This window comes from Streptomyces sp. NPDC088725 (assembly GCF_044751305.1).
Lineage (GTDB): Bacteria > Actinomycetota > Actinomycetes > Streptomycetales > Streptomycetaceae > Streptomyces.
This window is the reverse complement of sequence record NZ_JBIVLO010000007.1, coordinates 243,614-269,359: the sequence shown is the minus strand read 5'-3', so window position 1 is coordinate 269,359 and position 25,746 is coordinate 243,614. Positions and strand designations below refer to the sequence as shown.

Here is a 25,746-nt window from a genome sequence, read left to right as displayed (position 1 = left end):
CCCACCCTCACATCCGGAAGACGCCGAAGCCGGGCTCACCCAGCGGGGCGTTGGCACACGCGGTCAGGGCCAGACCCACCACCTGGCGGGTCTCCAGCGGATCGATCACGCCGTCGTCCCAGAGGCGCGCCGTCGCGTAATAAGCGCTGCCCTGGGTCTCGTACTGCGAGCGGATCGGATCCTTGAACGCCTCTTCCTCCGTCGCCGGCCACTCCTCACCGCGTCCCTCGATCTGGTCGCGCTTGACCGTCGCGAGCACCGACGCGGCCTGCTCGCCGCCCATGACCGAGATCTTGGCGTTGGGCCACATCCACAGGAAGCGGGGGGAGTAGGCCCGGCCGCACATCGAGTAGTTGCCCGCGCCGTACGAACCGCCTATGACGACCGTCAGCTTCGGTACGCGCGTACTCGCGACCGCCGTGACCATCTTGGCGCCGTGCTTGGCGATGCCGCCCGCCTCGTACGCGCGGCCGACCATGAACCCCGAGATGTTCTGGAGGAAGAGCAGCGGGATGCCCCGCTGATCGCACAACTCGATGAAATGCGCGCCCTTCTGGGCCGATTCGGAGAACAGGATGCCGTTGTTGGCGACGATCCCGACCGGATGGCCGTGGATCCGGGCGAAGCCCGTGACCAGCGTCGTACCGAACTCCGCCTTGAACTCGGCGAACCGCGAGCCGTCGACCAGCCTCGCGATCACCTCGCGCACGTCGTACGGCGTACGCGAATCGACCGGCACCGCGCCGTACAGCCCGGCGGGGTCCACCTTCGGTTCTTCGACCGGCTCGACGGACCAGGGGAGCGCGCCCCTGGCCGGGAGCGTGGAGACGATGGTCCGTACGATCCGCAGCGCGTGCGCGTCGTCTTCCGCGAGGTGGTCCGTGACACCTGACGTACGGGAGTGGACCTCGCCGCCGCCCAGCTCCTCGGCCGTGACGACCTCGCCCGTGGCCGCCTTCACCAGCGGGGGCCCGCCCAGGAAGATCGTGCCCTGCCCGCGCACGATCACGGCCTCGTCACTCATCGCCGGGACATAGGCGCCGCCCGCCGTGCACGAACCGAGCACCGCCGCGATCTGCGGGATGCCGGCCGCCGACATCCGCGCCTGGTTGTAGAAGATCCGCCCGAAGTGGTCGCGGTCCGGGAAGACCTCGTCCTGCATGGGCAGGAAGGCGCCTCCCGAGTCGACCAGATAGAGGCACGGGAGGCGGTTCTCCAGCGCGATCTCCTGGGCGCGGAGGTGCTTCTTCACCGTCATCGGGTAGTAGGTGCCGCCCTTGACCGTGGCGTCATTGGCGACCACCACGACCTCGCGGCCACTGACCCGGCCCACTCCGGCGATCACCCCGGCGGCCGGAGCGGCTCCGCCGTACAGCCCCTCCGCTGCGAGCGGTGCCACTTCGAGGAAGGGCGAGCCCGGATCGAGAAGGGTGTCCACGCGGTCGCGCGGCAGGAGCTTCCCGCGCGCCGTGTGCCGCGCGCGGGACTTCTCGCCGCCGCCGAGACGGGCCGCGGCGAGCTTGCCGCGCAGCTCGCCGATCAGCTCGGCGTGTGCCGCCTCGTTGGCCCGCCAGCCCTCCGACGCCGGGTCCCCGGCGCTCGCCAGCACTGGTGCCTGCTGCATCCCTCGCGCTCCCTCGCTGGTGCGGTGTGCCTGATGGCTGCCGGCTTCGAACGTCCGCCCGCAGGTGCGCGCACCGCCGGTTAATGAGCGTTAACGCACTCCCTCAGGTTAACGACCGCTAACAGCTCTGTCTAGAATGAATGTTCATGAGCACCAGGACAGCGGCCACGACCCGCAGGGAGCAGATCCTCAGTGAGGCGGCGCGCCTCTTTGCCGAACGGGGCTTCCACGGCGTCGGCGTGGACGAGATAGGCGCCGCCGTCGGCATCAGCGGTCCCGGCCTGTACCGGCACTTCGCGGGCAAGGACGCCATGCTCGCCGAGCTGCTCGTCGGCATCAGCGGCCGGCTGCTGGACGGTGGAAAACGGCGGATGGGAGCGTACGGGGAGAACGGCGACCCCGCCGCTGTGCTCGCCTCGCTCATCGACGGGCACATCGATTTCGCCCTCGACGACCGCCCGCTGATCACCCTGCACGACCGCGAGCTGGACCGCCTCAGGGACAGCGACCGCAAGCTCGTGCGCCAGCTCCAGCGGCAGTACGTGGAGCTGTGGGTCGGCGTGGTGCGGCGCGTTCACCCGAACGTGTTGGAGGTGCAGGCGCGCGGCGCCGTCCACGCCGTCTTCGGGCTGCTCAACTCCACGCCGCACCTCGGCGCGCACAGCGGCAGCCTGCCGGGGCGAGCGGCGACGGAGGCACTGCTGCGCCGGCTGGCACACGGCGCCTTCGCCGCCCTCGCGGACTACCCGGAAAGCGTCAGCCGGTCGTGAGCCCGGCCAGCTCCTGGGTCAGCGTGTCGACGGACTTGAACGTCGCCCCGAGCAGCGCGACGTGCTTCCAGTGCAGCGTGCCGTCCGGCGCGATCAGGAAGACCGACCTGCGCAGCCCGATCCCGGGCGCGGCGATCCCGAAGGCCTTCGCGACCGTACGCTCGGTGTCGGCCAGCAGCGGGAAGCGCAGGTCGTACTTGCGGGCGAACGCCTCATGGCTGTCCACGTCCTGCGGGCTGATGCCCCAGACCTCCGCCCCCAGCTTCGTGAAGGACTCCAGGCCGCTGGAGTACGAGCACATCTGCTTCGTGCAGACGCTCGTGTCGTCGCCCGGGTAGAAGGCGAGGACGAGAGGGTGTCCGCGTCCCTCTTCGAGGTGGTAGTCGCGCCGTACGAAGGTGTCACCGTCGAGAAGACCGCCCGGAAGGGTGAAATTCTCCACCGTGCTGCCGAGGTCGGGTGATGTTGCCATTGCGTACTCCCTTGCTGCGAAGGAATTCGAGGCTGTGGTCCATGGCCGCTGACCGCGCGGCCGCAAAAACCGACCGCCGGCCGGAGACCGTGGACCGGAGGCCGCGGCCCGCGACCGAGACCGGAGGCCGCGGCCCGCGACCGAGACCGGAGATCGTGGCCGGGACCGCGACCGGAGGCCGTGGACCGGACTGCGGGCAGGAGCCAGTGCACCACCTGCCCGCCCAGGGTTCGTAGCCGGGTCCGCCGTGGACTGGCCGCGAACCGCACGCGGAAACCGCGCGCCCCTCCCGTCTGCCGTACGGCGGCGTGCCGAAACGGGGACGAGCGGCGCGAGCCCCGCGCCTGACGGCACAATGGCCCCATGCCGATACCCAGCCGCCCCGCTCTCGTCGACCAACTGGTCCGTACCCATATCGCCGGGAACGTCGCCACACCCCGCGACAACAACCTCTCCCATTACCGCCAGCTCGCCAACGGCGACCGCCACTTCTGGCTCGGTCTGGAACTCGGTGACCGCTGGACCGACGAGCAGGACGTGCTCGCCGTGATGGCAGAGCGGTGCGGGGTCAGCGACGACCCCCAGCACCGCGTGGGCCAGGACACCATCGACCCCGAGCTGACCGTCGACGCCCTGGAGCGGATGGCGGCCCGGCTGCGCAAGGCGGTCACCGCGCGGGAGCGCGTGCTGTTCGCGACCGGCCACCCCGGCGGGCTGCTCGACGTGCACCGCAAGACCGCGGACGCCATGCGGAAGGCCGGCTGCGAGATCGTGCAGATCCCCGGCGGGCTCACCGCCGACGAAGGCATGGTCTTCCAGTTCGCCGACGTCGCGATGCTGGAGCGCCACGCCACCCTCTGGCACACCCACTCGCCGGAACCGATGCGGGCGATCCTGGACGGTCTTGAGCGCGTCGGCAGACCACAGCCGGATCTGGTGGTGGCCGACCACGGCTGGGCGGGCTGCGCGGGGCAGCGCGGGCTCGACTCGATCGGCTACGCGGACTGCAACGACCCCGCGCTCTTCATCGGCGAGGCGGAGGGCACGCTCCAGGTGACCGTCCCGCTGGACGACCACGTCACCGACCCGCGCTTCTACGACCCGATGACGGCCTACCTGCTGAACGCGGCCGGCCTCGACCGCCTCGGCTGACGGCATCGAGCGACCGACCGGCCGCGCGCGCCCGGCGTCGGATCACGGATCAGGTACACCCGGCGGACCGCGGGGAACGGCTCCCGCGGCCGGCCAGACGCCACCGGAAGTCGACGCGGCGATCAGACGATCAGGGCCGCCGGCGCGTCGCCCGCCGCTCAGTCGCGCGGAACCCGCACGACACCCTCCTGGATCACCGAGATCGCCAACTGCCCGTCCCGCGTGTAGATCCGTGCCTGGCCGAGCCCCCGGCCGCCCGCCGCCGACGGTGATTCCTGGTCGTACAGCAGCCATTCGTCCGCCCGGAAGGGCCGGTGGAACCACATCGCGTGGTCCAGGCTCGCGCCCACCACGTCCCCCACGGCCCAGCCGCCCCGCCCGTGGGCGAGCAGGATCGAGTCCAGCAGGGTCATGTCGGAGACGTACGTGGCCAGGCAGACGTGCAGCAGCGGATCGTCCGCCAGCTTGCCCGCCGTGCGGAACCACACCTGCGAGCGCGGCTCGCGGGGCTGTCCGACCGTGCCGTACGGCGGCGCGTCGACGTACCGCAGATCGATCGCGGCCCTGGTCTCCAGCAGCCGGTCCACGACGCGCGGGTCGACGAACCGGGACGCGTAGCGCGGCAGTTGCTCGGCGGCCGTGGGCAGCGTCTCCGGGTCCGGCGCCGCCGGCATCGCGGCCTGGTGGTCCAGGCCCTCCTCGTACAGCTGGAAGGACGCCGAGAGGTGGAAGATCGGCTGGCCGTGCTGGACCGCGACGACCCGGCGCGTGGTGAAGGAGCGCCCGTCGCGGATGCGGTCGACGGTGTAGACGATCGGCGCGCCCGGGTCTCCGGGGCGCAGGAAGTACGCGTGCAGGGAGTGGGCCGTACGGTCGTCCGGGACCGTACGGCCCGCGGCGACCAGGGCCTGGGCCGCGACCTGGCCGCCGAAGACGCGCGGTACGACCGAGGGTTGGCTCGTACCGCGGAAGATGTCCCGCTCGATCCGCTCCAGATCGAGCAGATCGAGCAGGGACTCCAGTGCTGAGTTCATAGATCCGACTGTCAGAGGTGAGGCGGGACCTGCGACTCCGTGGCCCGCGGGTCCCTGCCCTGCGGGTCCGCGGCCTACAGCCCCATGGACTTCGCGATGATCATCTTCATGACCTCGCTGGTGCCACCGTAGATGCGGTTCACCCGGTTGTCCGCGTAGAGCCGGGCGATCGGGTACTCGTTCATGTAGCCGTAACCACCGTGCAGCTGGAGGCACTTGTCGATCACGCGGTGCGCGACCTCGGTGGTGAAGAGCTTCGCAGACGCTGCCTCCGCGGCCGTCAGCTCACCCAGGTCGTGGGCTTCGAGCGCGCGGTCGACGACGGCTTCGGCCGCGTCCACCTCCGCCTTGCAGGCGGCCAGTTCGAACTTGGTGTTCTGGAACGACGCGACGGTCTTGCCGAAGACGGTCCTGTCCTGGACGTACTGCTGCGCGAAGCGGACGGCAGCGGCGGCCTGCGCGTAGGCGCCGACGGCGATGCCGAGCCGCTCCTGCGGAAGGTTCTGACCGAGGTACGAGAAGCCCTTGTTCTCCTCGCCGAGCAGATCCCCGACCGGCACCTTGACGTCGGTGAAGGAGAGTTCGGCGGTGTCCGAGGTGCGCAGGCCCAGCTTGTCGAGCTTGCGGCCGACCGTGTATCCCTCGGACGTGGTGTCCACGACGAGCAGGGAGATGCCGAAGCGGCGGTCCTCGGGGGTGGCGGGCGCGGTGCGGGCGCAGACGATGACGCGGTCCGCGTGGACGCCGCCGGTGATGAAGGTCTTGGCGCCGTTGAGGACGTAGTGCGTGCCGTCGTCCGAGAGCCTGGCCGTCGTCTTCATGCCGGCCAGGTCGGATCCGGTGCCCGGCTCGGTCATGGCGATCGCGTACATGGTCCGGCCGCTGACGAAGTCCGGGAGCCAGCGCTTCTTCTGCTCGTCGGTGGCGTAAGCCTTCAAGTAGGGCAGGCAGAGCGCGACATGGACGCCCGAGCCGCCGAACGAGACGCCCGCGCGGGCCGTCTCCTCGGAGATGACGGCCTGGAACTTGAACGACTCCTCGCCGGCGCCGCCGTACTCCTCGGGCACCTCGATGCCGAAGATGCCAAGCTCACCGAGCTTGTAGTAGAAGTCGCGAGGTGCCTTGCCCTCCGCGTACCACTGCTCGTGGACGGGGACGACCTCGGCCTCGATGAAGGCCCGGATGGTCTCCCGGAAAGCCTCGTGGTCCTCGTTGTAAACCGTACGGCGCACGGAGTGGCCCCCTTCTGTCAGCTTCGGTTCCGCCTGCTCCCGCCGACTTCCGTCGGCATCGGCCAGCCCGGCTAAGCGATCGCTCAGACAGTAAGTTACTCGGCGGTTCGCGGGGGTGTCCATGGGGCCGCCGCAACGGTCGCGCACATCACAGCCGGTGCGGCGCGAATCGCCGCGCGCATCACAGCCAGCGCAGCGCGAACCACAGCTCCATCCGTACGTCGGCGTCGTCCAGGTCCGCGTCCAGCAGTGCGGCGCAGCGGCCGATCCGCTGCCTGACCGTGTTGCGGTGGACGGCCAGCGCCACCGCCGTACGGTCCCAACTCCCGTGCAGCGAGAGCCAGGTGCGTAGCGTCTCCACCAGAGCGGGCGGGCCGGCCGCGAGCGGTGCGAGGCGGGTACGGGCGTGAGCGGCCGCCTCGTCCTCGGCGACCAGACCGGCGAACCCGGCCTCCCGGTGCCGTACGAGCGGGGTGCGGGTGGCCTCCGCGCGGCGCAGCGCCCGCCCGGCCCGTGCGTCGGCGAGCGCCAGATCCGCGGGCTCCGCGGGACCGCTGACCCCGAGGACCCAGCCGGGCCGCGCGCTCACCTCTCGATCGGTGACGATACGGACCACCGAGCCGTCCGACTCGACCAGTGCGCTGCCGAGGTCCGCCGCGAGCGCGCCCGCCGCGAAGGGCGTGTCGCCGCCGCGCGCGTGCACCACCGTCCACGGCCCCGGGCCCAGCAGCGGGGCGGCCTCCACCGGTGTCCCGCCGAGGAGCAGACGGACGAGCGCGGCCGAGCGGCCCGCCTCGCCCGCGCCCTGGTGCGGCGCGGTGAGCAGGGACAGCAGGACGACGGCGACCCCGGCGACGGTGTGGTCACCGGCCTCCCGGCGGTCCGTGGCCACGCCCAGGACCAGCCCGTCGCTGCCACCCAGCGCGTAGGCCGCGAGATGGCCGCCGTCGGCGGTGTCGGTCGTGTCGGTCGCGGACGTGGGGGCGGCCGGGCCCGTACGCACCACCTGCGCGAGCCGTGCGAGCCCGGCGCGCGCGGCGCGTGAGGGGGCGCGGCTCGTGGCGTGCAACTCCGTACCGTCCGGCGCGAACAGGACCGCCCGGCCGCCGAGCCTGACCGCCAGCTGACGCAGGACCGCGGGCACCGGGTCGGGCCGCGCCGCTGCCGCGGCCAGGCCCTGCTGGGCCTGCGTCGTCCGGCGCAGCTCGCGGTGGCGCGCCTCCGCCATCAGCCGCCACACCGTGCGCGCCACCGCCGTGAACGACGTGCGCGCCGGTACTTCGAGCAGCGGCAGACCGTGCCGCTCGCAGGCCGCGACGAGCGCGGGCGGCACCGCGTCGTACACCGGCGTCACCCCGAAGCCGAGCCCCGCCGCGCCCGCCTCGACCGCCCGCGCCACGTACGTGTCCGCGTGCGCGTCCGTGAGCTGGACGCCGGCCGTCAGCAGCAGCTCGCCGCCGAGCAGGTACGGGTACGGGTCCGTCATCTCCGAGGTGTGCACCCAGTGCACGTCGACGGATTCGTCCTCACGCTGCCCCGAGTGTTCCTCGCCGCGCGGCCCGGTCACCCGGCGCAGCCCGAGATCACCGTCCGCCAGCAGCGCGGACAGCGGGATCGGCGGGGTAGGCGGGGAAGCGCTGAGGTCCGGCATGGACAGTCCATCCATCGACGGTGGCGTGAATGGATGAAACGTACACTTCAGCGTTTCTTTCCGGCCACCTACCGTCGATTCCCACAAGCCTCAGACCCCTCAGACCCCTCAAGACCCCGGACGCGAGAAGGAGGAGCCCCATGGCTGTCGATTACGCGGTGATCGTCGCGTATCTGGCCGGGATGCTCGCGATGGGCTGGTGGGGCATGCGCCGCGCCAGGTCCAAGAGCGACTTCCTGGTGGCGGGGCGCAGGCTCGGACCGTGGATGTACTCGGGCACGATGGCCGCCATCGTCCTCGGCGGCGCCTCGACCATCGGCGGTGTCGGCCTCGGCTACACGCACGGTCTGTCGGGCGCGTGGATGGTCTTCACCATCGGTCTCGGGCTGCTCGGGCTCTCCGTCTTCTTCTCCGCGCGCATAGCCCGGCTGAAGGTCTACACCGTCTCCGAGATGCTCGACCTGCGGTACGGCGGAAAGGCGGGCGTCATCTCGGGCGTGGTGATGTGGGCGTACACGCTGATGCTCGCGGTCACCTCGACCATCGCGTACGCCACGATCTTCGACGTCCTCTTCGACCTGAACCGCACGGTCGCGATCATCCTGGGCGGCACGATCGTCGTCGCCTACTCGACGCTCGGCGGCATGTGGTCCATCACGCTCACGGACATGGTGCAGTTCGTCGTCAAGACCATCGGCGTGCTGCTGCTCCTGCTGCCCATCGCGGTGGTGAAGGCGGGCGGCTTCGCGGAGATGAAGGCGCGGCTGCCGCACGAGTACTTCACACCGTTCGGCATCGGCGGCAGCACGATCTTCACGTACGTCCTGATCTACACCTTCGGCATGCTGATCGGCCAGGACATCTGGCAGCGGGTGTTCACCGCGCGCGGCGACAAGGTCGCGCGGTACGGCGGCACCGTGGCCGGTACGTACTGCCTGGTCTACGCGCTGGCCGGGGCGGTCATCGGGACGGCGGCGAAGGTGCTCTACCCGGATCTGGGCAGCCCGGACGACGCGTTCGCGACCATCGTCAAGGACGAACTTCCCATGGGTGTCAGGGGACTTGTGCTGGCGGCGGCCCTCGCGGCGGTGATGTCGACGTCCTCGGGCGCGCTGATCGCGTGCGCGACCGTCGCGAACAACGACATCTGGTCGCGGCTGCGCCTGCGCGGACGGCGCGGCGGTGGTGACGGCGAGGTACGGGACGAGGTCAGGGGGAACCGGGCGTTCATCCTCATCATGGGCGTCGGTGTGATCGTCGTCTCGATCATGCTCAACAACGTGGTCGAGGCGCTGACCGTCGCGTACAACCTGCTCGTCGGCGGCCTGCTCGTACCGATCCTCGGCGGACTGCTGTGGCGGCGCGGTACGGCGTCCGGCGCGCTGGCGGCCGTGATCGTCGGCGGAGTCGCGGTCATCGGGCTGATGGCGGCGTACGGCATCCTCGCCGACCAGCCGGTCTACTACGGGCTGCTGTCCTCGCTGGCCGCGTATCTCGTCGTCAGCCTGGCCACCGAGCCCACGGACGCGGCGGTGCTCGCCACCTGGCGCGAACGGCTCGCGGGCCGGGAGGCGGAGGCGGAGCCCCGCGGGGACGTTCCGGTACGGGCCTGAGATCCGGCACCGGAGTTCGAAACACGTTCAATAGTGCAAAATCGGTGAAGAGCGACGCAGTGCGCCGGAATGGGAAGAAATCGCGGCGCTGAAGATCGTCAGAAGTTCACTGCCAGAAGTTCATCGCCAGAAGTTCATCGCCAGAGCAGAAAAGAAGGCATTCCAGCATGAGCAGCACCGAACAGCCGCGAGGCCCCGTCGACGCTTCCCGCGTTCCGCGTTACGCGGGACCCGCCACGTTCGCCCGGCTGCCCAGGCTGGACGAGGTCGGCGGCCGGACCGACATCGCCGTCGTCGGAGTCCCCTTCGACTCCGGGGTGTCCTACCGTCCCGGCGCCCGCTTCGGCGGCAACGCGATCCGCGAGGCGTCGCGGCTGCTGCGCCCGTACAACCCGGCCCAGGACGCGTCGCCGTTCGCGCTCGCGCAGGTCGCGGACGCGGGTGACATCGCGGCGAACCCGTTCGACATCAACGAGGCCGTCGACACGATCGAGGCCGCGGCCGACGATCTGCTGGCCGGCGGTACGCGGCTGATGACGCTGGGCGGCGATCACACCATCGCGCTGCCGCTGCTGCGTTCCGTCGCGAAGCTGCACGGCCCGGTGGCGCTGCTCCACTTCGACGCCCATCTGGACACGTGGGACACGTACTTCGGCGCCGCGTACACCCACGGCACGCCGTTCCGCCGGGCCGTCGAGGAGGGCATCCTCGACACGGAGGCGCTGTCGCACGTCGGTACGCGCGGCCCGCTGTACGGCAAGCGGGACCTGGACGACGACGCGAAGATGGGCTTCGGGATCGTCACCTCGGCGGATGTCATGCGCCGGGGCGTGGACGAGATCACGGACCAACTGCGGCAGCGCATCGGCGACCGGCCGCTGTACATCTCGATCGACATCGACGTGCTCGACCCGGCGCACGCGCCGGGCACCGGCACCCCGGAGGCCGGTGGCCTCACCTCGCGCGAACTCCTGGAAATCGTGCGTGGGTTGGCGTCCTGCCGACTGGTCTCCGCCGATGTGGTCGAGGTGGCGCCCGCGTATGACCACGCGGAGATCACGTCGGTCGCCGCGTCGCACACCGCGTACGAACTGACCACGATCATGTCGCGGCAGATCAGCGAGTCGCGGCAGACCAGTGAGTCGCGGCAGACCAGTGAGTCGAGGCAGACCAGTGAGTCGAGGCAGGCCGGCCAGGAGAGGGCCAAGTGAGCCACGACCACGACCACGAGACCCCGCGCCTCACGCCGGAACAGACGGCCGCCGCGCTCGCGCCGCCCGCCGGGCGCAACGGCGGTGACCTCGTCGTCGAGACGCTGCACGGCCTGGGCGCCACCACCGTCTTCGGCCTGCCCGGCCAGCACGCGCTGGGCATGTTCGACGCGCTGCGCCGGTCGGACCTGACCTACATCGGCCTGCGCGTGGAGAACAACGCCGGCTTCGCGGCCGACGCGTACGGCAGGGTCACCGGCGAGGTCGCGCCGCTGCTGCTCTCCACCGGACCCGGCGCGCTGACCTCCCTCGCCGCGCTCCAGGAGGCGGCGGCCGCCTCGGCGCCGGTGCTCGCCATCTCAAGTCAGGTGCCGGTGGCCGGTCTTGGCGGCGGGCGGCACGGCTATCTGCACGAACTGCGCGACCAGCAGGCGTCGTTCCGGGACGTCGTGAAGTCCGTCCACCCGGTGCGTACGGCGTCGCAGATCCCGTCGGCGATCGCGGCGGCCTGGGAGTCGGCCCTGACCGCTCCGCACGGTCCTGTCTGGGTGGAGATCCCGCAGGACGTCCTGCTCGCGGAGACGGTCCTGCCGGTCGTCACGGCGCTGGACGCCACCCCGCGCGAGCTGTGGCCGCGTCCCGAACTGACGGCGGTGGCAGCCCACTTGCTGTCGAACGCGGTCAGGCCCGTGATCATCGCGGGCGGCGGAGTCGTACGCGCGGACGCCTCGGGCAAACTGCGCGCGCTGGCCGAGAAGCTGACGGCACCGGTCGTCACGACCTTCGGGGGCAAGGGTGCGTTCCCGTGGGAACACCCGCTCTCGCTCCAGTCCTGGCTGGAGGACCGGCACACCACGGACTACCTGGAGGACGCGGACGTCCTGCTGGTGGTCGGCTCCGGTCTCGGCGAACTGTCCTCCAACTACGGGACGTTCAGGCCGCGCGGCCGGATCGTCCAGATCGAGGCGGACCCCGGAAAGCTGGAGTCCAACTACCCGGCGCTCGGCATCCACGCCGACGCCAGGAACGCCCTGTCGGCACTGCTGGACGCGGTGAGCGCCCGCGAGGACGCGGACGCGGCGGAGTCCGTCCGTACGGTGCTGCGGAAGGTGCGGGAGCGCATCGACTCCCAGGACCTCAAGGCCGAGCAGCAGATCCTCAGTTCGGTCCGGGACGCCCTGCCGGCTGGCTCGCCCAGCTTCTGGGACATGACGATCCTGGCGTACTGGGCCTGGTCCGCCTGGCCGGGCCCGCTGCACTCGGGCCAGGGCGCGGGCGGCCTCGGCTACGCGTTCCCCGCCGCGATCGGCGCGGCGGCGGCGGACAGCACGACGCCGGTCCTCGCGGTCTCCGGCGACGGCGGAGCGATGTACTCGATCGCGGAACTGGCCACGGCCCGGCAGTACGGCCTCCCGGTCACCTGGCTGATCGTGGACGACGGCGGCTACGGCATCCTGCGCGAGTACATGACGGACGCCTTCGGCGAAACAACCGCCACAGAACTCTCCCGCCCGGACTTCGTGGCCCTGGCGGAGTCCTTCGGCGTCCCGGCCCTCCGCACGACGCCGGAAACTCTGCGCGAAGACCTGACGAAGTCCCTGGCGACACCGGGCCCTTCGGTGGTCGTACTCCCGGCTCTGCTGAAAATGTTCGCCCCGACGCATCTTTAGCACCCTGACCGCGCAGCAAGGTGATGCACGAGACCGAGTAGCCGAACGGAATCACGAAATGCCGGATGCCGCCGTCATTATCGCTCCAGCAGCAGACGCGGAAGCGATAATTCTTTCGGTTACTTCAACAGGCATGTCCACCCAAACCTTTACGGGCGATTCGACCGTGCCGAATACCTGACGATGGTGACACCATGCCTCGGCGTTGATCACTTGATGTGCCAGGCGAGAAAAATGCGTGACCTGATTCTTGTGTCTTAGGTCTACTACAATTCCCATGAATGGGTCTCCGCGAAAGAATTTCCACCGCGTGTTGGGGAGTGACTCATGAGTCACGATCTCCTTCATCGCCGCAAGGGAAGTCTTGGTACGCTCGCTGTCGATCGGTTCGTCGATGTAGAGATCAATGAAGACTGTCGCTCCCATCGACAGCAGTTCCGGGGCGAGTTCGGCGATAAAGGCCTCCATGTCGCGAGGGCTCGCCGTTTCGATATATCGGAAGCGTGATCTCTCTTGATGGGTTCCGCTGCTCTTCGCGGAGTCCTTCCGATTCCTGATCCTGGCTCCTGCGAGCGCACCCCCGCCGCACGCGGCCAGTGCAAGTGCCGCCTGGCTCTTCATCCCGCCCCCGAGCAGGAAAGCAAGTACTGCCCCTGCGGCAAGGGATCCGGCGAGAATGAGCAGATCGATTGGCTTCATCTTTCTTCCTTTTCGGTGGGCCGGAGCAGTGATCGGATTCCACCACTCCGCTCTAACCGAACACAAGAAGCACGAGGTGAACGTTCCGGCGCTCACAGCAGGACCGGCGTCACGGTGACGCGGGCCCGGCTCAGGGGGACACCAGTGGTGCGGGACAGGGCGGTGCGCACCGCGAAGACTCCGAGCAGGCCGCCCGCGGTGAACCGATCTGGGGGACACCGGCATCAACGGTCACCGGCATGACTGGGAGCACGTCATCTCCTGGGTCGACCAGGCGTCCAACCAGGTGGAGTACGTGTCGACGACTCAGCACAGCACGGTGAAGACCTATGCGAGGTCGGAGGTCCGCTTCGACGGGGCGCACCCGAAGGTCGTCTTCCACAAGGACGGAGCGTCCACGCACTTCTTCCGGCTGGCCAATGACAACGACGAGCCGCCGGAGAACCACTACCACGACTGGCGCCAGCCTCCGTTGGTCGACTGGAACGGCTTCCCCGACACCGCGCTGCGGGACCGCCTGAACAACGCCGACTTCGGATCGGCGACGATCAAGACGTCAGACACGGACGACCGCTTCCGGAACCTTCTCAACGACAGCAAGCCGGCTGGAATCCCCTTCGACCCGTGACCGCGGAGTCCACAGGCCATGGAACGGTTCTTCGCGGGCAAAATCTCGGCCTGACACGACCGGTGGGACCGGATCGACCCATTGATACCTGTATCGATCCGGTCCCTTGAACTTCGTCACGGACGACTCGGCCGTCCGCGTTTGTCTAGCGGAGATTTCGGCATATCCGTATTCCGAATCGCACCAGCAGTGCTTGCGCTATGGCGGAGCATATCGATATTGCCGCCCAAGTGTACGCGTGGTAACCGCCGCTACTGGCGTCGGTCGCTGAGTCAATATCTTGTTGAGACAGTGCTAGTTCCGAACCCACGACGTATAGCCCTGAAATCGGAGACGTCAGGCCCATCACCAGCGTGGTGACCATGCCATCGCCGGGTGTCCACAGTGCATCAGCGACAGCCAGTACGGCCACGGTCAGAACGTACACGCATGCTATGGCTCGCACCGCCCGCCCCGGTTTCCCTTTCATTTCAAATTCCGACGTTGGTTCGTTGGGCTAGTCACATTTTCGCTGCCTTATGCTGTCTCTGATTTCTTTTGTTGCATCCAACGCGATGGAAATTCCCAGAAGGATCTCGAGCCCTCCATGTATTGGCTGCCCTCCCGATTGTCAAAGGCGGTCCATCCCGCTGGAAAACATGAACGGGACGAAGAAGAGGAGATATGTCAGCCTGTATTTCATGATGCCTGCCCGTGGGGCATCGCCAACAGGACTTGGATCGGGTTTACGGATTCCGCTGACATTTTGACGTCCTCTCGAAAATCCAGGAAGACGCAAATATTGCCGCAGAGAAGGCGAACGTGTTGCGGCCGATGATGCTGTATCCGGATAGCGAAAAAATCGCTCCGGATATGAATGTGCCAATTCCGAGGAGGAAGTAGATTAGAGAATTTCTTTTGGATTCGCGCATTTTTGCCCCAAGGTCAGAGGCGGGCGGTCTAATTTCGCCCGCCTGTTATGGGTTCAGCGTCAGCTGGCTCCACCTGAACGCTACCCGTCCTGTCTATGCCCACAAGCCGCAGTGGGAGCACCAAACCATCAAATGCCGCCACAATGTCATCGAGGAGAGTCAACTCGAGAGCGTCCAGCAACTGGTTAGCCGAATCGTAGACATGCAACCAAAGGGCGGTGTCCAACGCGGCAGCGTTATTATCTTCCAGCCCTGCCGCCCGACCTCTCGTCTACCTTACGTCTTCTCCACGAGAGAATGAACCGTGCAATTTCGAGACATAGTCCGATCGTACTTGCAGTGAGGATCACGAAAGCGATCCACTCCATAATCCCGTGATGTTCATTAAAGACGGAATAGAAGACGACGATGAACCACAGGGCCGACGCCTCACTGAGATGAGACTTTTTCCTCTGAGTCACCAGTGTCCACTCCATAGCCAAATTTCCCAACGAGGGAAATGCCCTCGCGGGCAACGAACGGAATCAGTATCCGTTGAGAACCCTGCTGTCGCCTGTTCAGGAATCAGTCACCGACGAAGCGCAAGTGCCCGCCCGAGGAATGGACTGCTGTGTACCGACGATCACCTGCTGCACAACAGGGTCCTGTCGCCCATTCGACGTACGGAGTCAGGCCAACGCGAATCAGTGTCCATGTAACTACGCCGGGCACCGCAAGGGCTAGGCACACGTCCGAGAACTTGCGGGGCGCTCCTGAATCGAAGAACAAGAAGTAGACGGCGACCGCCAGCATGGCCAGGACCATTACCAGCGAAGCGAAATATATAGCTCTGTTTCTGTAGCGCATGGCGCCTCCGAATGTGAGGATAATCGCGCTGGGGTTGCAATCCCGCAGTCGCGATGATAATTACTCTACGTGGGAATTTGCCTCCTACAGGCCGCGCAGGCGCTGTTCTTGCGCACCCAATTCGCAGGGTAAAGAGGATTGCAAGCCAGGTCGGGACCAGTAGCGCTACGGCAGTTACGGTAATGAGCCATCGGTGAGAAATGGGTATGTAGTTGCGCTGTTTTTCGCTCCGCTTCATCGATCTCGGTTGCACGCCGTCCAGGCCATCGAGATCAAGCGACGCCGCGTCAACTCCAAGACCGGCAAGGTCCAGACGAAGACGGTCGACGCCGTCACCAGCCTCGCCCCCGGCCAAGCCGGCCCAGCACGGCTGGCCGCACTCCTCCAGGGCCACTGGTCCGTGGAAGCGCTGCACCACGTGAGAGACGTGACCTACGCGGAGGACGCCTCCAAGATCCGCACCGGCAGCGCGCCCCACACCATGGCCACCCTGCGCAACCTCGCCATCGGCCTGATGCGCCAGGCCGGCTGGACCAACATCGCCGCCGCAGCCGACCACTACCGGTCACCCCCCGACCACGCCACCGCGCTCCTCAAGGCCACCTGCTGAGAACGCATCAGCCCTGCTTCGAGGGGAAGGCCGGTGTCCCGCTCGGCCTGGCTGAGGAAAAGGTGCATGTAGTGCCTGGCCAGAGTGATCCGTCGCTCCTGCACAAGGGGCGCCAGGTGTGCCGAGGGCATCTCGCCGTTCTTGCTGAAGGTCACCTATAACTCCGGTAAACGCGAGATAGAATTAAAATGTCCCCATGTTCAGACCGGCCCCCTAACCGGTCGGCTATCAGGTGAACAAGCTCTCGGCGGCGACGAGCGGTGGGCGCCGCCCGGACCATCGCGACGGACACGGAAAAGTGAATCCAGTTCTGTATTAGATTTCCAAAATTAAGGCGAGTCGGGTTTTATGGTGAGGTGATGTGCTAATTTCCTGAAGCCATGTCGATGACGTTCCAGACGATAAAAGCAAAAGGGAGCAACAGTAGGAGATCCGGCGCGCCGATGCGGATCCATCGTCGGGCGCCCCTATTTTCTTCAGACTGAACAGCTCGGGCAGTCTGGATCTGTTCCCTGATCGCACGTCTGGCTGATCGAGCTTGAGCTCCGTCGAAGACGGACCGGGAGAGGGACCAGGGCTGTACATTGCCGATGCCGTCAATTAGAAGGGAGTATTTTCCGCCTCCAGCGAGGAACTGAACCTGCGAAAGGGGTGCCCGATAGGAGAGGAAGGGGTTGTGTACGACAATTATTCCCCCCTCACACATGACCAGCGGTTGGACACCCACCCGTACGAAGCACCAAGCGAACAGTGAGGCCATCGACAGCAGGGCGACGAGGTCCAGTAGTTCGCCAGAGGCCATGTTGTCAATCAATACCAGGTACGCCACAATTGCAGGTTGAGTGGCGATACCCACAATTGACGCAAGGAAGACCATTCTGTTTCTGTAGTGCACTTATGCCTCCATGTGTTCTGGGTAGGGGTGCCGCGCGGCCCGCGCGGCACCTCTTGTGTCAGATGAATGTCTAGCAGTAACGCATCTTCCAGCTCATACCGCAGGTGATCGTTCCGGTGTAGACGTTGGCGGCGTAGCCGTGAGCGGTCCGTCGGTAAGAGGTGCGCTTCGCGTGAGGACTCCGTCCAGCGGCATGCCTGCCGCCTCTGGAGTAGCCTCGGCTCGACTTCCACCACGAGCCGGCAGCGAATCGTCCCGCGCCGACGCCGAACGCGGTCCACGCCGCATTCCTGGCAATGGATCCTCGCGACTTTCGCCAGCCATGCCTTCTGACGTCTGCGTACGACGTCGCGGCGAACACGGCGACGCTGGCGACGGCGCAAGTTCCGGCGGAGGCGATGATGCAGGCGGCGGTGGCGCCGTAGCCGGCGTAGGTCCTCCAGTTCCTGCGGACGTTGCGGCGTGCCTTCTTCCACCAGCTCTTGCCGTCAAGGTCGTACTGATTGACCGGGTCGCCGGGGTAGCCGTACGCGTTGTCCCCACCCCCGGGTACTGGGTCGATGGAGAGGAAGCGTCCCGTGGTGGGGTTGTAGAGGCGGACGCCCATGAGGGTGAGGCCGGTGAGGGTTTCGGTGGAGCGTTGTTTGGCGCCGAGCCATCCGTAGCGTGTGCGGGTGGTGTCGGTGAGGGGGTTGCCGTATTCGTCGCTCTGGAGGACGGTCGGGTTCTTGGCGGTGTCGAGGGGGTACTGGACCGCGACGTCGCCGTGGATGTTGGTGAGTTGCAGGACCGTGCCGCCGGTGTCGGTGGTGGTGGCGGCGAGATCGCCGGTGAGGTCCTGGATGTTGCGGGTGACGGTGCGGGTGGTGGAGTTCTCCAGGATCCAGTCCGGGCTGTCGGAGTCGGATCCGTAGTGGTTGGACTTGCGGTCCTGGAGGTTCCAGGAGCCGTCGCCGTCACGCTGTTCGGTGGTCCAGGCGCCGAGGCGGCCGCCCGGGTCGAGGAGCCAGGTCTGGCGTTGTTCGCCGGCGGTCTGAGTGCGGACCAGGTCGTTGGTGTAGTAGCCGATCGTGGTGCCGGGCTGGCTGGTGGTGCGGCCGAAGGCGTCATAGACGACGCCGGTGGCGATCAGCCGGTCGGCACTGTCGTAGGTGGAGCTGGTCGTGACCGCGCCGGTGCTGGTGCAGGGATCGCTGGTGTCCGTGCTGCTGTTGGCCAGTGCGGTGCGGTTGGTGTTGTTGTCGAAGGTGTAGCCGCGGCGGGTGCAGGTGCCGTCGGCGGTGGTGTCGTCGGCGCGGGTGAGGCGGCCGGTGGCGTCGTAGGTGTACGTCTGTTCGCGGGTGCCGCCGGCGAGTGTGGTGTCGTTCACGACCTGGCCGTGGATGCTTTCCTCGGTGGCGTCGGAGGTGATCACCTCGCGGTCGGTGTCGCGGGTGTAAGTACGGTCGGTGACCGTGCCGGTGGTGTCGCGGGTGAGGGCGAGGGTGATGCCGCCGGGGAGCTTTTCGGTGGTCGGGTTGCCCTCGATGTCGTAGGCCGGGGTGAAGGTGCCGGCGACCGAGTCGGCCAGTGCGGTGGCCTGGCCCTGCGGTGCGCTCTGGGCGTTGTAGGTGTATGTGGTGCTGGACGGGGCGGAGTCGGTGACGGTGACCGGGCGGTCGAGGAGGTCGAACGCCGTGGTCGTGGTGTTGCCGCTGCCGTCGGCGTAGGAGATCTCACGGCCCAGCACGTCGTAGGTGTGGGTGATGGTGCCGGTGCCGTTGGTGACGGTGGCCGTCTTGCCGGTGGTCTTGTCGTACGTGGTGCTGGTGTTCGCCACCGCGGTGCCCACACCGCCGGTGACGGCTGTGGTGGTCGGACGTCCGGCAGCGTCGTAGGTGCTGGTGGTGGTGCGGGTGACGCCGTTGGCGGAATCGGTGACCTTGGCCGTGCTGCCCCATCGGTCGTACTCGGTGGTGCTGGTGGGCAGTTGGGTCGGATTGCTGCCGCCACCGGTGATCGCGCCGGCCGGGCCGGTCGAGCAGAGAAGGTCGGCCCATTCGGGGCGTCCCTGGCATGCGCCGGTGCCGGTCGCGGACCAGTAGAGGGTCTTGGTGGTGCCCGCGTCGGTGCCGTTCGACTTCGGCAGGGTGCTCTGGGTGACGCGTCCCTGTGTGTCGTAGGCGGTGGTCTTGGTGATCTTCAGGCCGTTCGGGTCGTCGACCGTTTTGACCGGCAGGCCCTTGGCCCAGTCGTAGGCGGTGGTGGACGTACGGGTGTCGGCATCGGACGGGTAGTCCTCCACCGCCGCCCCGGTGGTGACGGTGGTCGGCTGGTCGGAGACCGCGGCGTTGGCGGGCCGTCCCTCGTCGTAGGCCGTCACCGTGTGAGCGCGCGCCGCTATTCGGGTGCCCGCCGGCAGAGCAGGCAGGTCACCGGCGGCGGGTAGGCCGCTCTGGAGGGTGACCAGGTGGAGCGGGCCGGATTCCTCCAGTTTCCGCAGGCCGTTCTTCGGCTCGTAGACGGTGGTGGTGGAGAGCTTTTCGGCGCGTTCGGCCGAGGTGGCGTTGTCCAGGCCCAGTTCGGCGAGGCGGTCCAGGTCGTTTCCGCCGGTGGCGAGGGCGAGTTGATGGTTGGCGGCGGTGAGTTCCTGGACGGTGTTGCCGAAGCGGTCGAACTGCGTGGTGGTGATACCGCCGCCCGGGGACGCGGTGTTGACCTGGCGTCCGGAGGCATCGATGTACGTGAGGGTGGCCCGGTGGTAGGGGTTGGTCTTCGGGTCCTTGGTCGGTGTGAGGCCGGAGCCGTCGTGCGAAGCCGGTACGGCGTCGGCCGGGAAGACCGCGGTCGCGTCGGTGGGCACCTGGGCGTTCTGGCCCCAGGCCGCGACATCCTTCTGCCCCATCGGGTAAGGGGCCTTGGCGCCGGTCAGGGGCACGTCGTAGACGAAGCTCGTCGCCGCCGTGCCGCCGTCGGTGGCGTCTTGGCTGCCCTGCCTCAGTGTCGGGCGTGATGCCTTCAGGAGCATGCCGTCACCGGCGGTGTCGGCCTTGCCGGCCTTGCCGTAGGTGAACGTCCACGGCAGTTCGCCGGGTGCGGCCTGGGTGGCGACGCGCCCTGCGCTGTCGTAGGTGTAGACGGTCTTGAGGTTGGGGTTGATGCGGGGGTCCCACGCGTGTCGCAGCCGCCCGGCATCGTCGTACAGGTACTGCTCCAGTGAAATCGCGGTCGAGGCCGAGGCTCCGGGCTCGGTCGACCACAGCCGAAGCTGCTGTACCTGTCCTGCGATGTTGCCGAAGGCCGACGAGGTCGCGGTGGTCGTGGTCGCGTACACGAACTCCACGACCCGGCAGCCGCGCGTCGACGGCGCGCTCTCGCACGTCGCGGCCGTGACGGCACTGGTCGGGGCGATCACGTACCGGGGACGGACCAGGTTCTTCCCGTCGACCTTCTGGGAGACGATCTTCGTGGTGGAGTTGTCCGTCGGCAGGTAGGTCGAGGACACCGTCCATGTCGGCAGCGCCGTGTCCGGCCGGGAGAACGTCGTCTGCGTGCCCTCGGTGTCCGTCAGTGTGAACCCGGTGACGTCCGCGATCTTCGTGGTGGCCTTGCCGTCCTTGCCCTTGGCCGTCAGCGTCAGGTCCTCGGATCCGGGCTCGGGCTTCCAGCCATCCTTCGCCGTGGCGGTGAAGCCGGTCTCCTCACCGTCGACATCGACGAGCGCGACCGACGAAGTGGAGGACTTCTTCACGTACGCCCAGTCGGACTCGGTCAGCTCCGCCACGGTGCCCGAGGTCCACTGCGGCCCGAAGACCGGGGCCTGGCCCTCCTGCTCCGCACCGGCGTTCGGCCGCCGCGAGGAATACGTACGGGCCACGCTCATGTCGAAGGCGGAGGCGTCCGTGTCCGACAGAGTGAGGTCACCGGTCAGCAGGTTCACCGAGCCGGGACCGGCCGGCTGGGACGGTGCGGTTCCGGCGTTGCGGTCCACGGTGACCGTGTTCGGCTCTGAGGGGTCAGTGGTGATGGTGCCGTTGAAGACTGCCCGGACGTCGACGGGCCCGTCCTGGGAGAGAGTGTCGGTGACGTTCCACGTCAGGGCGTCCGGCTTGCCGCTGGGCGCGGTCATCGGCCACCCGGTGATCGTGGCTCCGTCGGCGGCGCGGTGGACGTTCTTGACCGGGATGTCGGTCCAGGTGTCGTTCTCGCCGCGCCGGTACTGGTAACGGACCCCGGTGTAGGTGGATTTGCCTTCGGCGGACAGGGTCGCCCGGCGGGCGGGCCGGTCGCCCTGCTGCGGCGTGTTGAGGGCCGCGCCCGAACCGGCGTAGAAGACGTAGGTGGTATCCGGTGAGGTGTTGCCGGCCGCGTCACGGGTGTGGGTGGTCACGGTGCGTGTGCCGGAGCGGAAGGTGAGGGTCTTGGTGACGGGCTTGCCGGTCGTGGCCGCCGTGCTCCACGCACCGGAGTCGAGCTTGTACTGGACGTCGGCGACATCGGTGGCGGGCGGCGTGAACGTGAACGACCCGGAGAAGTTGCCGTTCTCGTCCGGCGTGCCCGACCACGTGGCCGCCGGGAACGCCGTGGAGGAGACAGTGGTGGTGCCCGGCGCGGTGGTGTCCACGGTGAGCGTGTTCCACACCGACCAGTTCGTGCTGTTGTCCGCGCCGTCCGAGGCCTGTACCCGCCACTTGTAGCCGCCCTGCGCGAGCGCGGCGGTGGGGTTCCAGGACACAGCCGCGCCCGAGGACGCCGCCGCGGACGTGCCGGAGGTGATACGGGTGGTGCCGGCGGCGTTCCAGATCTCGAAGGTCAGACGGACCTTGTCGCCGTCGGCGTCGGTGGCCTTCGCCTGCAGGACCGGCTTGGTATTGCTTGTCGACGTTCCGGAGGCGGGCGCCACGAGGGTGGGCGTGCCGGGCCTGGAGTTGTAGTTCACCACCAGCTTCGGTGCGTAGCTGGTGTCCTTGTAGTTGGCGGAGCGGAAGCGGCGCCAGGTGGTCAGGTCGGTTTCGTCGGCGCTGCGCAGCTGGACGCCGTAGTTGGTGGCGCCGTCGGCCCAGTCCTGCACCATTTTGGTCAGGGTCCAGTTGGACCAGTTGGCGGGGCAGGAGGAGTTGTAGCCCCAGTGACCGGTGTTGCTGGCCAGGTTCGTCGCCGTGGTGGCGGGCTGGGCGCCCCAGGTGATCTGGTGCGAGTCCCATGTGCCGGTGATCCGGCGGACCTCGGTGGGCGGGCCTGTGGTGGTGCAGGTGGCGGAGTAGTACGAGTAGAGCGACATCGTCGCCGAGGCGATGTGTGCGTCCTTGAACTTCGCCACGTCGAACTTCAGGTACGAGCGCGCCACATGGGATCCGGAGTCGTACGTACCGGACTTCAGCTCGTCCGAGGAGACCTGCGAGTCCGGATAGTCCGGCTTCTGCACCCAGGTGTCGGTCGTCACCGCGAGCGTGGAGGTGGGGTCCACGGTGACCGGGTAGGTCAGATCCTGGTCGAAGAACGCCGGGTCCGGTGTGAGGACCAGGGTGGTGGCGCCGTCGTCGGACTTCTCGATCCGGGTGGCGACCGGGCCCTGATGGGCCGGCTCTCCGGAAGCCGGGTTCAGCGAGGAGTCCCAGAGGCGCGGGGCCGGGGCCTCGGCGACCAGTTTGCCCTTCGGGTCCTTCAGCAGCAGATGACCGCTGTCGCTGTCCTTCGACAGCTCAAGACCCTCCAGCCGCATCGGAATGCGGTAGGACGGCGCCGTCGCGGGCGCCTTGTCCAGCACGATGGTCTGCTCGAAGCCCTGAGCCAGCGCCGTGACATTCAGCGTGGTTCCACCGCCCAGGGGATAGGACGCGGTGCTGTCCTTCACCTTCGGGGCGGGCAACTGAGCCGGCCAGTCCATGCCGAAGGTGCGTCCTTCGTGCCGGACCGCGGCCAGGTGCCGGTCTCCGCCGTCCGAGAACGACAGATCCGCCACCGTCGTGGCCGGCTTCAGGCCCTCGCCCAGATCGGACAGAGTCGTGTCGACGACTCGCCACGACCCGTCGTCCTGACGCACCCGGACCGGCCCCGCGAACGCCTCCGTGGTCAGCGAACCGTCCGGATTCACATAGGTCGTCGAATCCTCCGTCCGCTCCGACAGCGCCTCGATCCGACGGTCCTGCAACCGTGCGGCCAGCCGCGCGGACGCCACGTCGGCGGCTTCGGCGGGACCCTTCGCCGGTTCGACGGCCGAGACGGCGGAAGGTTTCAAGCCGACCGCCACGACCTGCCCGGAATTCCCTGCCACCGTCGCGGTTTCCACCGCCAACGCCAGCAACACCACGCCTGAAATCCGGCGCAGCCATCGCGACGACGACGGACGGGTCACGCTCGCCGCCGCCCCACCCCCACGAAAACTCACGGAAACTCCTCAAAAAAACCTGAAAGGCTTTACGCCTTGGGGCGTGAGGAGGAGTCATATCCCACCAAGGTGACCAAGATCAGACTGCTGGGCGCGATAACTGGCCATGGCCTGATCTGGTTGCTCGTGCGCCTGTCACCTTCAGTGATCGGTATGTGAGCGGCAGGTGGCTCCTGTCTGGTGGATTCCTGTCGAAAGCAGGGCAATCTGCGCCCAGGTGCCCTCGCCGCCCACGGAAGGCTACGCAAGGTGACGATGCGGAACCTTTATCTGGCGGATCGTCAGAGCGCGGAGCCGAGTGGCGCGGACCCGTCCGGCGAATCACGCACGGGCGCCTCCTCAGGACGTGCCGCTGCCCTGCCGCTTACCGCCCGCGCGGCGGCCCGCCGCCATCGCGGTCACGCCGGTCAGCGGCAGCGCGCCGGCGCGTCCACGCTCCTCCCGCACCTCTCAAGTCCGCCCGGGCGGATCCTGGATGACGAGTTCCGCCCAGACCGCTTTGCCGATGCCGTGGAGGCGCGGGTCGCAGCCCCAGCGGTGCGCCAGCGTGTCCACGATGGCCAGGCCCCGGCCGTGTTCGTCGTCCGGGGATGCCTCGCGCGGCCACGGGGGAGGGGTGCTGTCCGCGTCGCTGACCTCCAGCCGGAGCAGCGCGCCCTGGCGGGCGAGGCGTATGCCTATCCGGCGGTCGGCGGGGACATGTGCGTGACGGCTTGCGTTGGTGACCAGTTCGGAGGTCAACAGCTCGGCGTTGTCGGCCACTTCGCCTTCTATGTGCCAGCTGGTGAGCTGTTCGCGCAGCAGGGCGCGCGCGAGTGACGCGCTGTGCGGGCCGCCGGGGAGATGCCAGGTCACTTCGAAGGAGGGGCCGGGCTCTTTGGCGCCGGCGGGCTGTCCGGTCGTACGGTACGTCGACACAGGAACCTCTGTGTGGTCGCAGCGGCTGGATCACATGTCTAGAGATGTACTGATTGAAGCCTGACGCGGCACATCCGGTCAATTGCTTCTCTAGAGATGTTCGCGACTGGTCGACACTGCTCGCCTGCGCCCGGGAGTGGCGACTGTTGGGCGGGACGACGAGCCTAAGATGTCTAGAGATGATCAGGGAGGTCTGTTCATGGGCAGCCAGGGTGCCGGCCGACAGCCCAAGTACCAGCGCATCGCCGCCGAGCTGAAGGCCGCCATCGCGGCGGGCGACTACGGCCCCGGCGAGCGGCTGCCGGGGGAGAACGACCTCATGGTCACGTACGAGGTCGCGCGCATGACCGCCAGACAGGCGATCGGCGTCCTCCAGGCCGAAGGGCTGGTCGAGGCGCGCAAGGGGGCCGGGGTCTTCGTACGGGAGTTCAAGCCGATCCGGCGCCGGGGAGTGCAGCGGCTCTCCTTCGAACTGTGGGGAGGCGGCCAGTCGGTCTGGGCGGCCGACGCGGAGGGGCGCGACCTGGTGGTCGACCTCCTCTCCATAACGACCGAGACCCAGGCGCCGGAAGGCATCGCGGAAGTCCTCGGCCTGGAGACCGGCGCGCCCGTGTGCGTGCGCCGCCGCAGGTTCGTGCTCGACGGCCGGCCGGTCCTGCTCGCCACCTCCTACCTCGACGCCGAGCTGGTGGCCGGGACGCCGATCACCCGGCGCGACACCGGACCCGGCGGCATCTACGCCCGCCTCGCCGAGATCGGCTCCAAGCCCGTCCGCTTCCGCGAGGAGGTCCGTTCGCGCATGCCCAGCGCGGAGGAGACCGGCCAACTCGGTCTGGCGCCCGGCACCCCGGTCGTCCTCGTCTGCCGTACGGCCTTCGCGGAGCCGGGACGCGCGGTCGAGGTCAACGACATGGTCATGGACGCGTCCGCGTACATCCTGGAGTACGACTTCGACGCGTGAGAGCGCACGGAGTGGTGCGGCGGCGCACGGAGGTGCGGGGCGGCGCGCGAAGGTGTGCGGCGGCGCTCGGGAGTGGTGTGACAGCTGTGCAGGCGTGCGGAGCGTGCGCGGAGGCGCGCGGGAGACGCGGGACCGCGCCTGAAGGTGAGTGAGACCCGTGCGAGGCGCGCGGAGGGCGCGCGAGGAGCGGTTCCGGTCCGTTCGCCCCCATCCGGCGGCGTCAGTCTTTCGGCCCAGGGCCAAAGTCCCTTCTTCCGCCGCCATTGTTGCGGTGGGATGAAATCCGCACGCCCGGACGTTGGTGACCTCGGCACCAGGTCCGGGTCGTGAGCAGGGACGGAGCGTCCCGGGCGGGACATCCGCGGCAGGAAGCGGGACACCCGCGGCCGGGCGACGCTGGGTACGGCAGGGCGACGGAGGGCGGCATCAGTGGCGGCAGTACGGACGGCGGAGGGGACGGCGGGACCGGCAGCGGAACCGGC

The 25,746-nt window shown here is 68.1% G+C and carries 16 protein-coding genes and 1 pseudogene; 8 read left to right on the top strand and 9 right to left on the bottom strand.

Annotated features, from left to right (window positions below; all coding sequences use genetic code 11):
- Window positions 1-7 precede the first annotated feature (7 nt).
- Window positions 8-1,624, bottom strand: a complete 1,617-nt coding sequence (locus ACIP6N_RS19855; protein ID WP_401817174.1) for a carboxyl transferase domain-containing protein — start codon at window positions 1,622-1,624, stop codon at window positions 8-10.
- Between the two features lie 146 nt (window positions 1,625-1,770).
- Between ACIP6N_RS19855 and ACIP6N_RS19850 the strand changes: the two genes are divergently transcribed.
- Window positions 1,771-2,394, top strand: coding sequence for a TetR/AcrR family transcriptional regulator (locus ACIP6N_RS19850; protein ID WP_401817173.1), 624 nt, complete (start codon window positions 1,771-1,773; stop codon window positions 2,392-2,394).
- Here ACIP6N_RS19850 and ACIP6N_RS19845 read toward each other — a convergent pair.
- Window positions 2,381-2,866, bottom strand: a complete 486-nt coding sequence (locus ACIP6N_RS19845) for a peroxiredoxin (RefSeq protein WP_401817172.1) — start codon at window positions 2,864-2,866, stop codon at window positions 2,381-2,383. The genes ACIP6N_RS19850 and ACIP6N_RS19845 overlap by 14 nt on opposite strands.
- 363 nt (window positions 2,867-3,229) lie before the next feature.
- On the opposite strand from ACIP6N_RS19845, the gene ACIP6N_RS19840 reads away from it, so the two are divergent.
- The gene (locus ACIP6N_RS19840; RefSeq protein WP_401817170.1) at window positions 3,230-4,018 is read left to right on the top strand and encodes a phosphatase; all 789 of its coding nucleotides are present in this window, start codon (window positions 3,230-3,232) and stop codon (window positions 4,016-4,018) included.
- 158 nt (window positions 4,019-4,176) lie between these two features.
- On the opposite strand, the gene tesB is transcribed toward ACIP6N_RS19840, so the two are convergent.
- From tesB to ACIP6N_RS19825, 3 genes are all read right to left on the bottom strand, one after another.
- Window positions 4,177-5,052: an acyl-CoA thioesterase II gene (gene tesB, locus ACIP6N_RS19835; protein WP_401817168.1), complete on the bottom strand. Its 876-nt coding sequence runs from the start codon at window positions 5,050-5,052 to the stop codon at window positions 4,177-4,179.
- Between the two features lie 74 nt (window positions 5,053-5,126).
- A complete protein-coding gene (locus ACIP6N_RS19830) occupies window positions 5,127-6,284 on the bottom strand; it encodes an acyl-CoA dehydrogenase family protein (protein WP_401817167.1) in 1,158 nt (385 codons plus the stop codon).
- Window positions 6,285-6,465: 181 nt separating this feature from the next.
- On the bottom strand, window positions 6,466-7,935 hold the full coding sequence (locus ACIP6N_RS19825) for a PucR family transcriptional regulator ligand-binding domain-containing protein (protein ID WP_401817166.1): 1,470 nt from the start codon (window positions 7,933-7,935) through the stop codon (window positions 6,466-6,468).
- A 140-nt stretch (window positions 7,936-8,075) separates the two neighbouring features.
- Here ACIP6N_RS19825 and ACIP6N_RS19820 point away from each other — a divergent pair, with 140 nt between their 5' ends.
- The 3 genes from ACIP6N_RS19820 to ACIP6N_RS19810 all read left to right on the top strand — a co-directional run bounded on the left by ACIP6N_RS19820 (window position 8,076) and on the right by ACIP6N_RS19810 (window position 12,429).
- Window positions 8,076-9,548, top strand: coding sequence for a sodium:solute symporter (locus ACIP6N_RS19820; protein WP_401817165.1), 1,473 nt, complete (start codon window positions 8,076-8,078; stop codon window positions 9,546-9,548).
- 167 nt (window positions 9,549-9,715) lie between these two features.
- On the top strand, window positions 9,716-10,759 hold the full coding sequence (speB, locus tag ACIP6N_RS19815) for an agmatinase (RefSeq protein WP_401817164.1): 1,044 nt from the start codon (window positions 9,716-9,718) through the stop codon (window positions 10,757-10,759).
- The gene (locus ACIP6N_RS19810) at window positions 10,756-12,429 is read left to right on the top strand and encodes a thiamine pyrophosphate-binding protein (protein ID WP_401817163.1); all 1,674 of its coding nucleotides are present in this window, start codon (window positions 10,756-10,758) and stop codon (window positions 12,427-12,429) included. Before speB ends, ACIP6N_RS19810 begins: the two co-directional genes overlap by 4 nt.
- A gap of 51 nt (window positions 12,430-12,480) precedes the next feature.
- Here the strand turns inward: ACIP6N_RS19810 and ACIP6N_RS19805 are convergent, their stop codons facing one another.
- Window positions 12,481-13,128, bottom strand: a complete 648-nt coding sequence (locus tag ACIP6N_RS19805) for a hypothetical protein (RefSeq protein WP_401817162.1) — start codon at window positions 13,126-13,128, stop codon at window positions 12,481-12,483.
- 217 nt (window positions 13,129-13,345) lie between these two features.
- Here ACIP6N_RS19805 and ACIP6N_RS19800 point away from each other — a divergent pair.
- A pseudogene (locus ACIP6N_RS19800) lies at window positions 13,346-13,756 on the top strand (NPP1 family protein); the annotation flags it as partial.
- 2,004 nt (window positions 13,757-15,760) lie between these two features.
- Window positions 15,761-16,123 (top strand): hypothetical protein, encoded by a 363-nt coding sequence (locus ACIP6N_RS19795; protein WP_401817160.1) that lies wholly within the window; start codon window positions 15,761-15,763, stop codon window positions 16,121-16,123.
- 364 nt (window positions 16,124-16,487) lie between these two features.
- On the opposite strand, the gene ACIP6N_RS19790 is transcribed toward ACIP6N_RS19795, so the two are convergent.
- The 3 genes from ACIP6N_RS19790 to ACIP6N_RS19780 form a co-directional block, all read right to left on the bottom strand.
- Window positions 16,488-17,018: a hypothetical protein gene (locus ACIP6N_RS19790; protein WP_401817158.1), complete on the bottom strand. Its 531-nt coding sequence runs from the start codon at window positions 17,016-17,018 to the stop codon at window positions 16,488-16,490.
- A 70-nt stretch (window positions 17,019-17,088) separates the two neighbouring features.
- Window positions 17,089-23,385, bottom strand: coding sequence for a DNRLRE domain-containing protein (locus tag ACIP6N_RS19785; protein WP_401817157.1), 6,297 nt, complete (start codon window positions 23,383-23,385; stop codon window positions 17,089-17,091).
- Window positions 23,386-23,835: 450 nt separating this feature from the next.
- Complete coding sequence (locus ACIP6N_RS19780) at window positions 23,836-24,303, bottom strand: ATP-binding protein (RefSeq protein WP_401817155.1); 468 nt, start codon at window positions 24,301-24,303, stop codon at window positions 23,836-23,838.
- Between the two features lie 199 nt (window positions 24,304-24,502).
- Between ACIP6N_RS19780 and ACIP6N_RS19775 the strand changes: the two genes are divergently transcribed.
- On the top strand, window positions 24,503-25,264 hold the full coding sequence (locus ACIP6N_RS19775; RefSeq protein WP_401817154.1) for a GntR family transcriptional regulator: 762 nt from the start codon (window positions 24,503-24,505) through the stop codon (window positions 25,262-25,264).
- The last annotated feature ends 482 nt before the right edge of the window (window positions 25,265-25,746 follow it).

Excerpts from the sequence above, each read along its gene's own strand:
- speB (WP_401817164.1), top strand. The coding sequence starts at position 9,716 with ATGAGCAGCACCGAACAGCCGCGAGGCCCCGTCGACGCTTCCCGCGTT.
- ACIP6N_RS19820 (WP_401817165.1), top strand. The coding sequence starts at position 8,076 with ATGGCTGTCGATTACGCGGTGATCGTCGCGTATCTGGCCGGGATGCTC.
- ACIP6N_RS19805 (WP_401817162.1), bottom strand. The coding sequence starts at position 13,128 with ATGAAGCCAATCGATCTGCTCATTCTCGCCGGATCCCTTGCCGCAGGG.
- ACIP6N_RS19840 (WP_401817170.1), top strand. The coding sequence starts at position 3,230 with ATGCCGATACCCAGCCGCCCCGCTCTCGTCGACCAACTGGTCCGTACC.
- ACIP6N_RS19775 (WP_401817154.1), top strand. The coding sequence starts at position 24,503 with ATGGGCAGCCAGGGTGCCGGCCGACAGCCCAAGTACCAGCGCATCGCC.
- ACIP6N_RS19850 (WP_401817173.1), top strand. The coding sequence starts at position 1,771 with ATGAGCACCAGGACAGCGGCCACGACCCGCAGGGAGCAGATCCTCAGT.
- ACIP6N_RS19845 (WP_401817172.1), bottom strand. The coding sequence starts at position 2,866 with ATGGCAACATCACCCGACCTCGGCAGCACGGTGGAGAATTTCACCCTT.
- tesB (WP_401817168.1), bottom strand. The coding sequence starts at position 5,052 with ATGAACTCAGCACTGGAGTCCCTGCTCGATCTGCTCGATCTGGAGCGG.
- ACIP6N_RS19825 (WP_401817166.1), bottom strand. The coding sequence starts at position 7,935 with ATGCCGGACCTCAGCGCTTCCCCGCCTACCCCGCCGATCCCGCTGTCC.
- ACIP6N_RS19855 (WP_401817174.1), bottom strand. The coding sequence starts at position 1,624 with ATGCAGCAGGCACCAGTGCTGGCGAGCGCCGGGGACCCGGCGTCGGAG.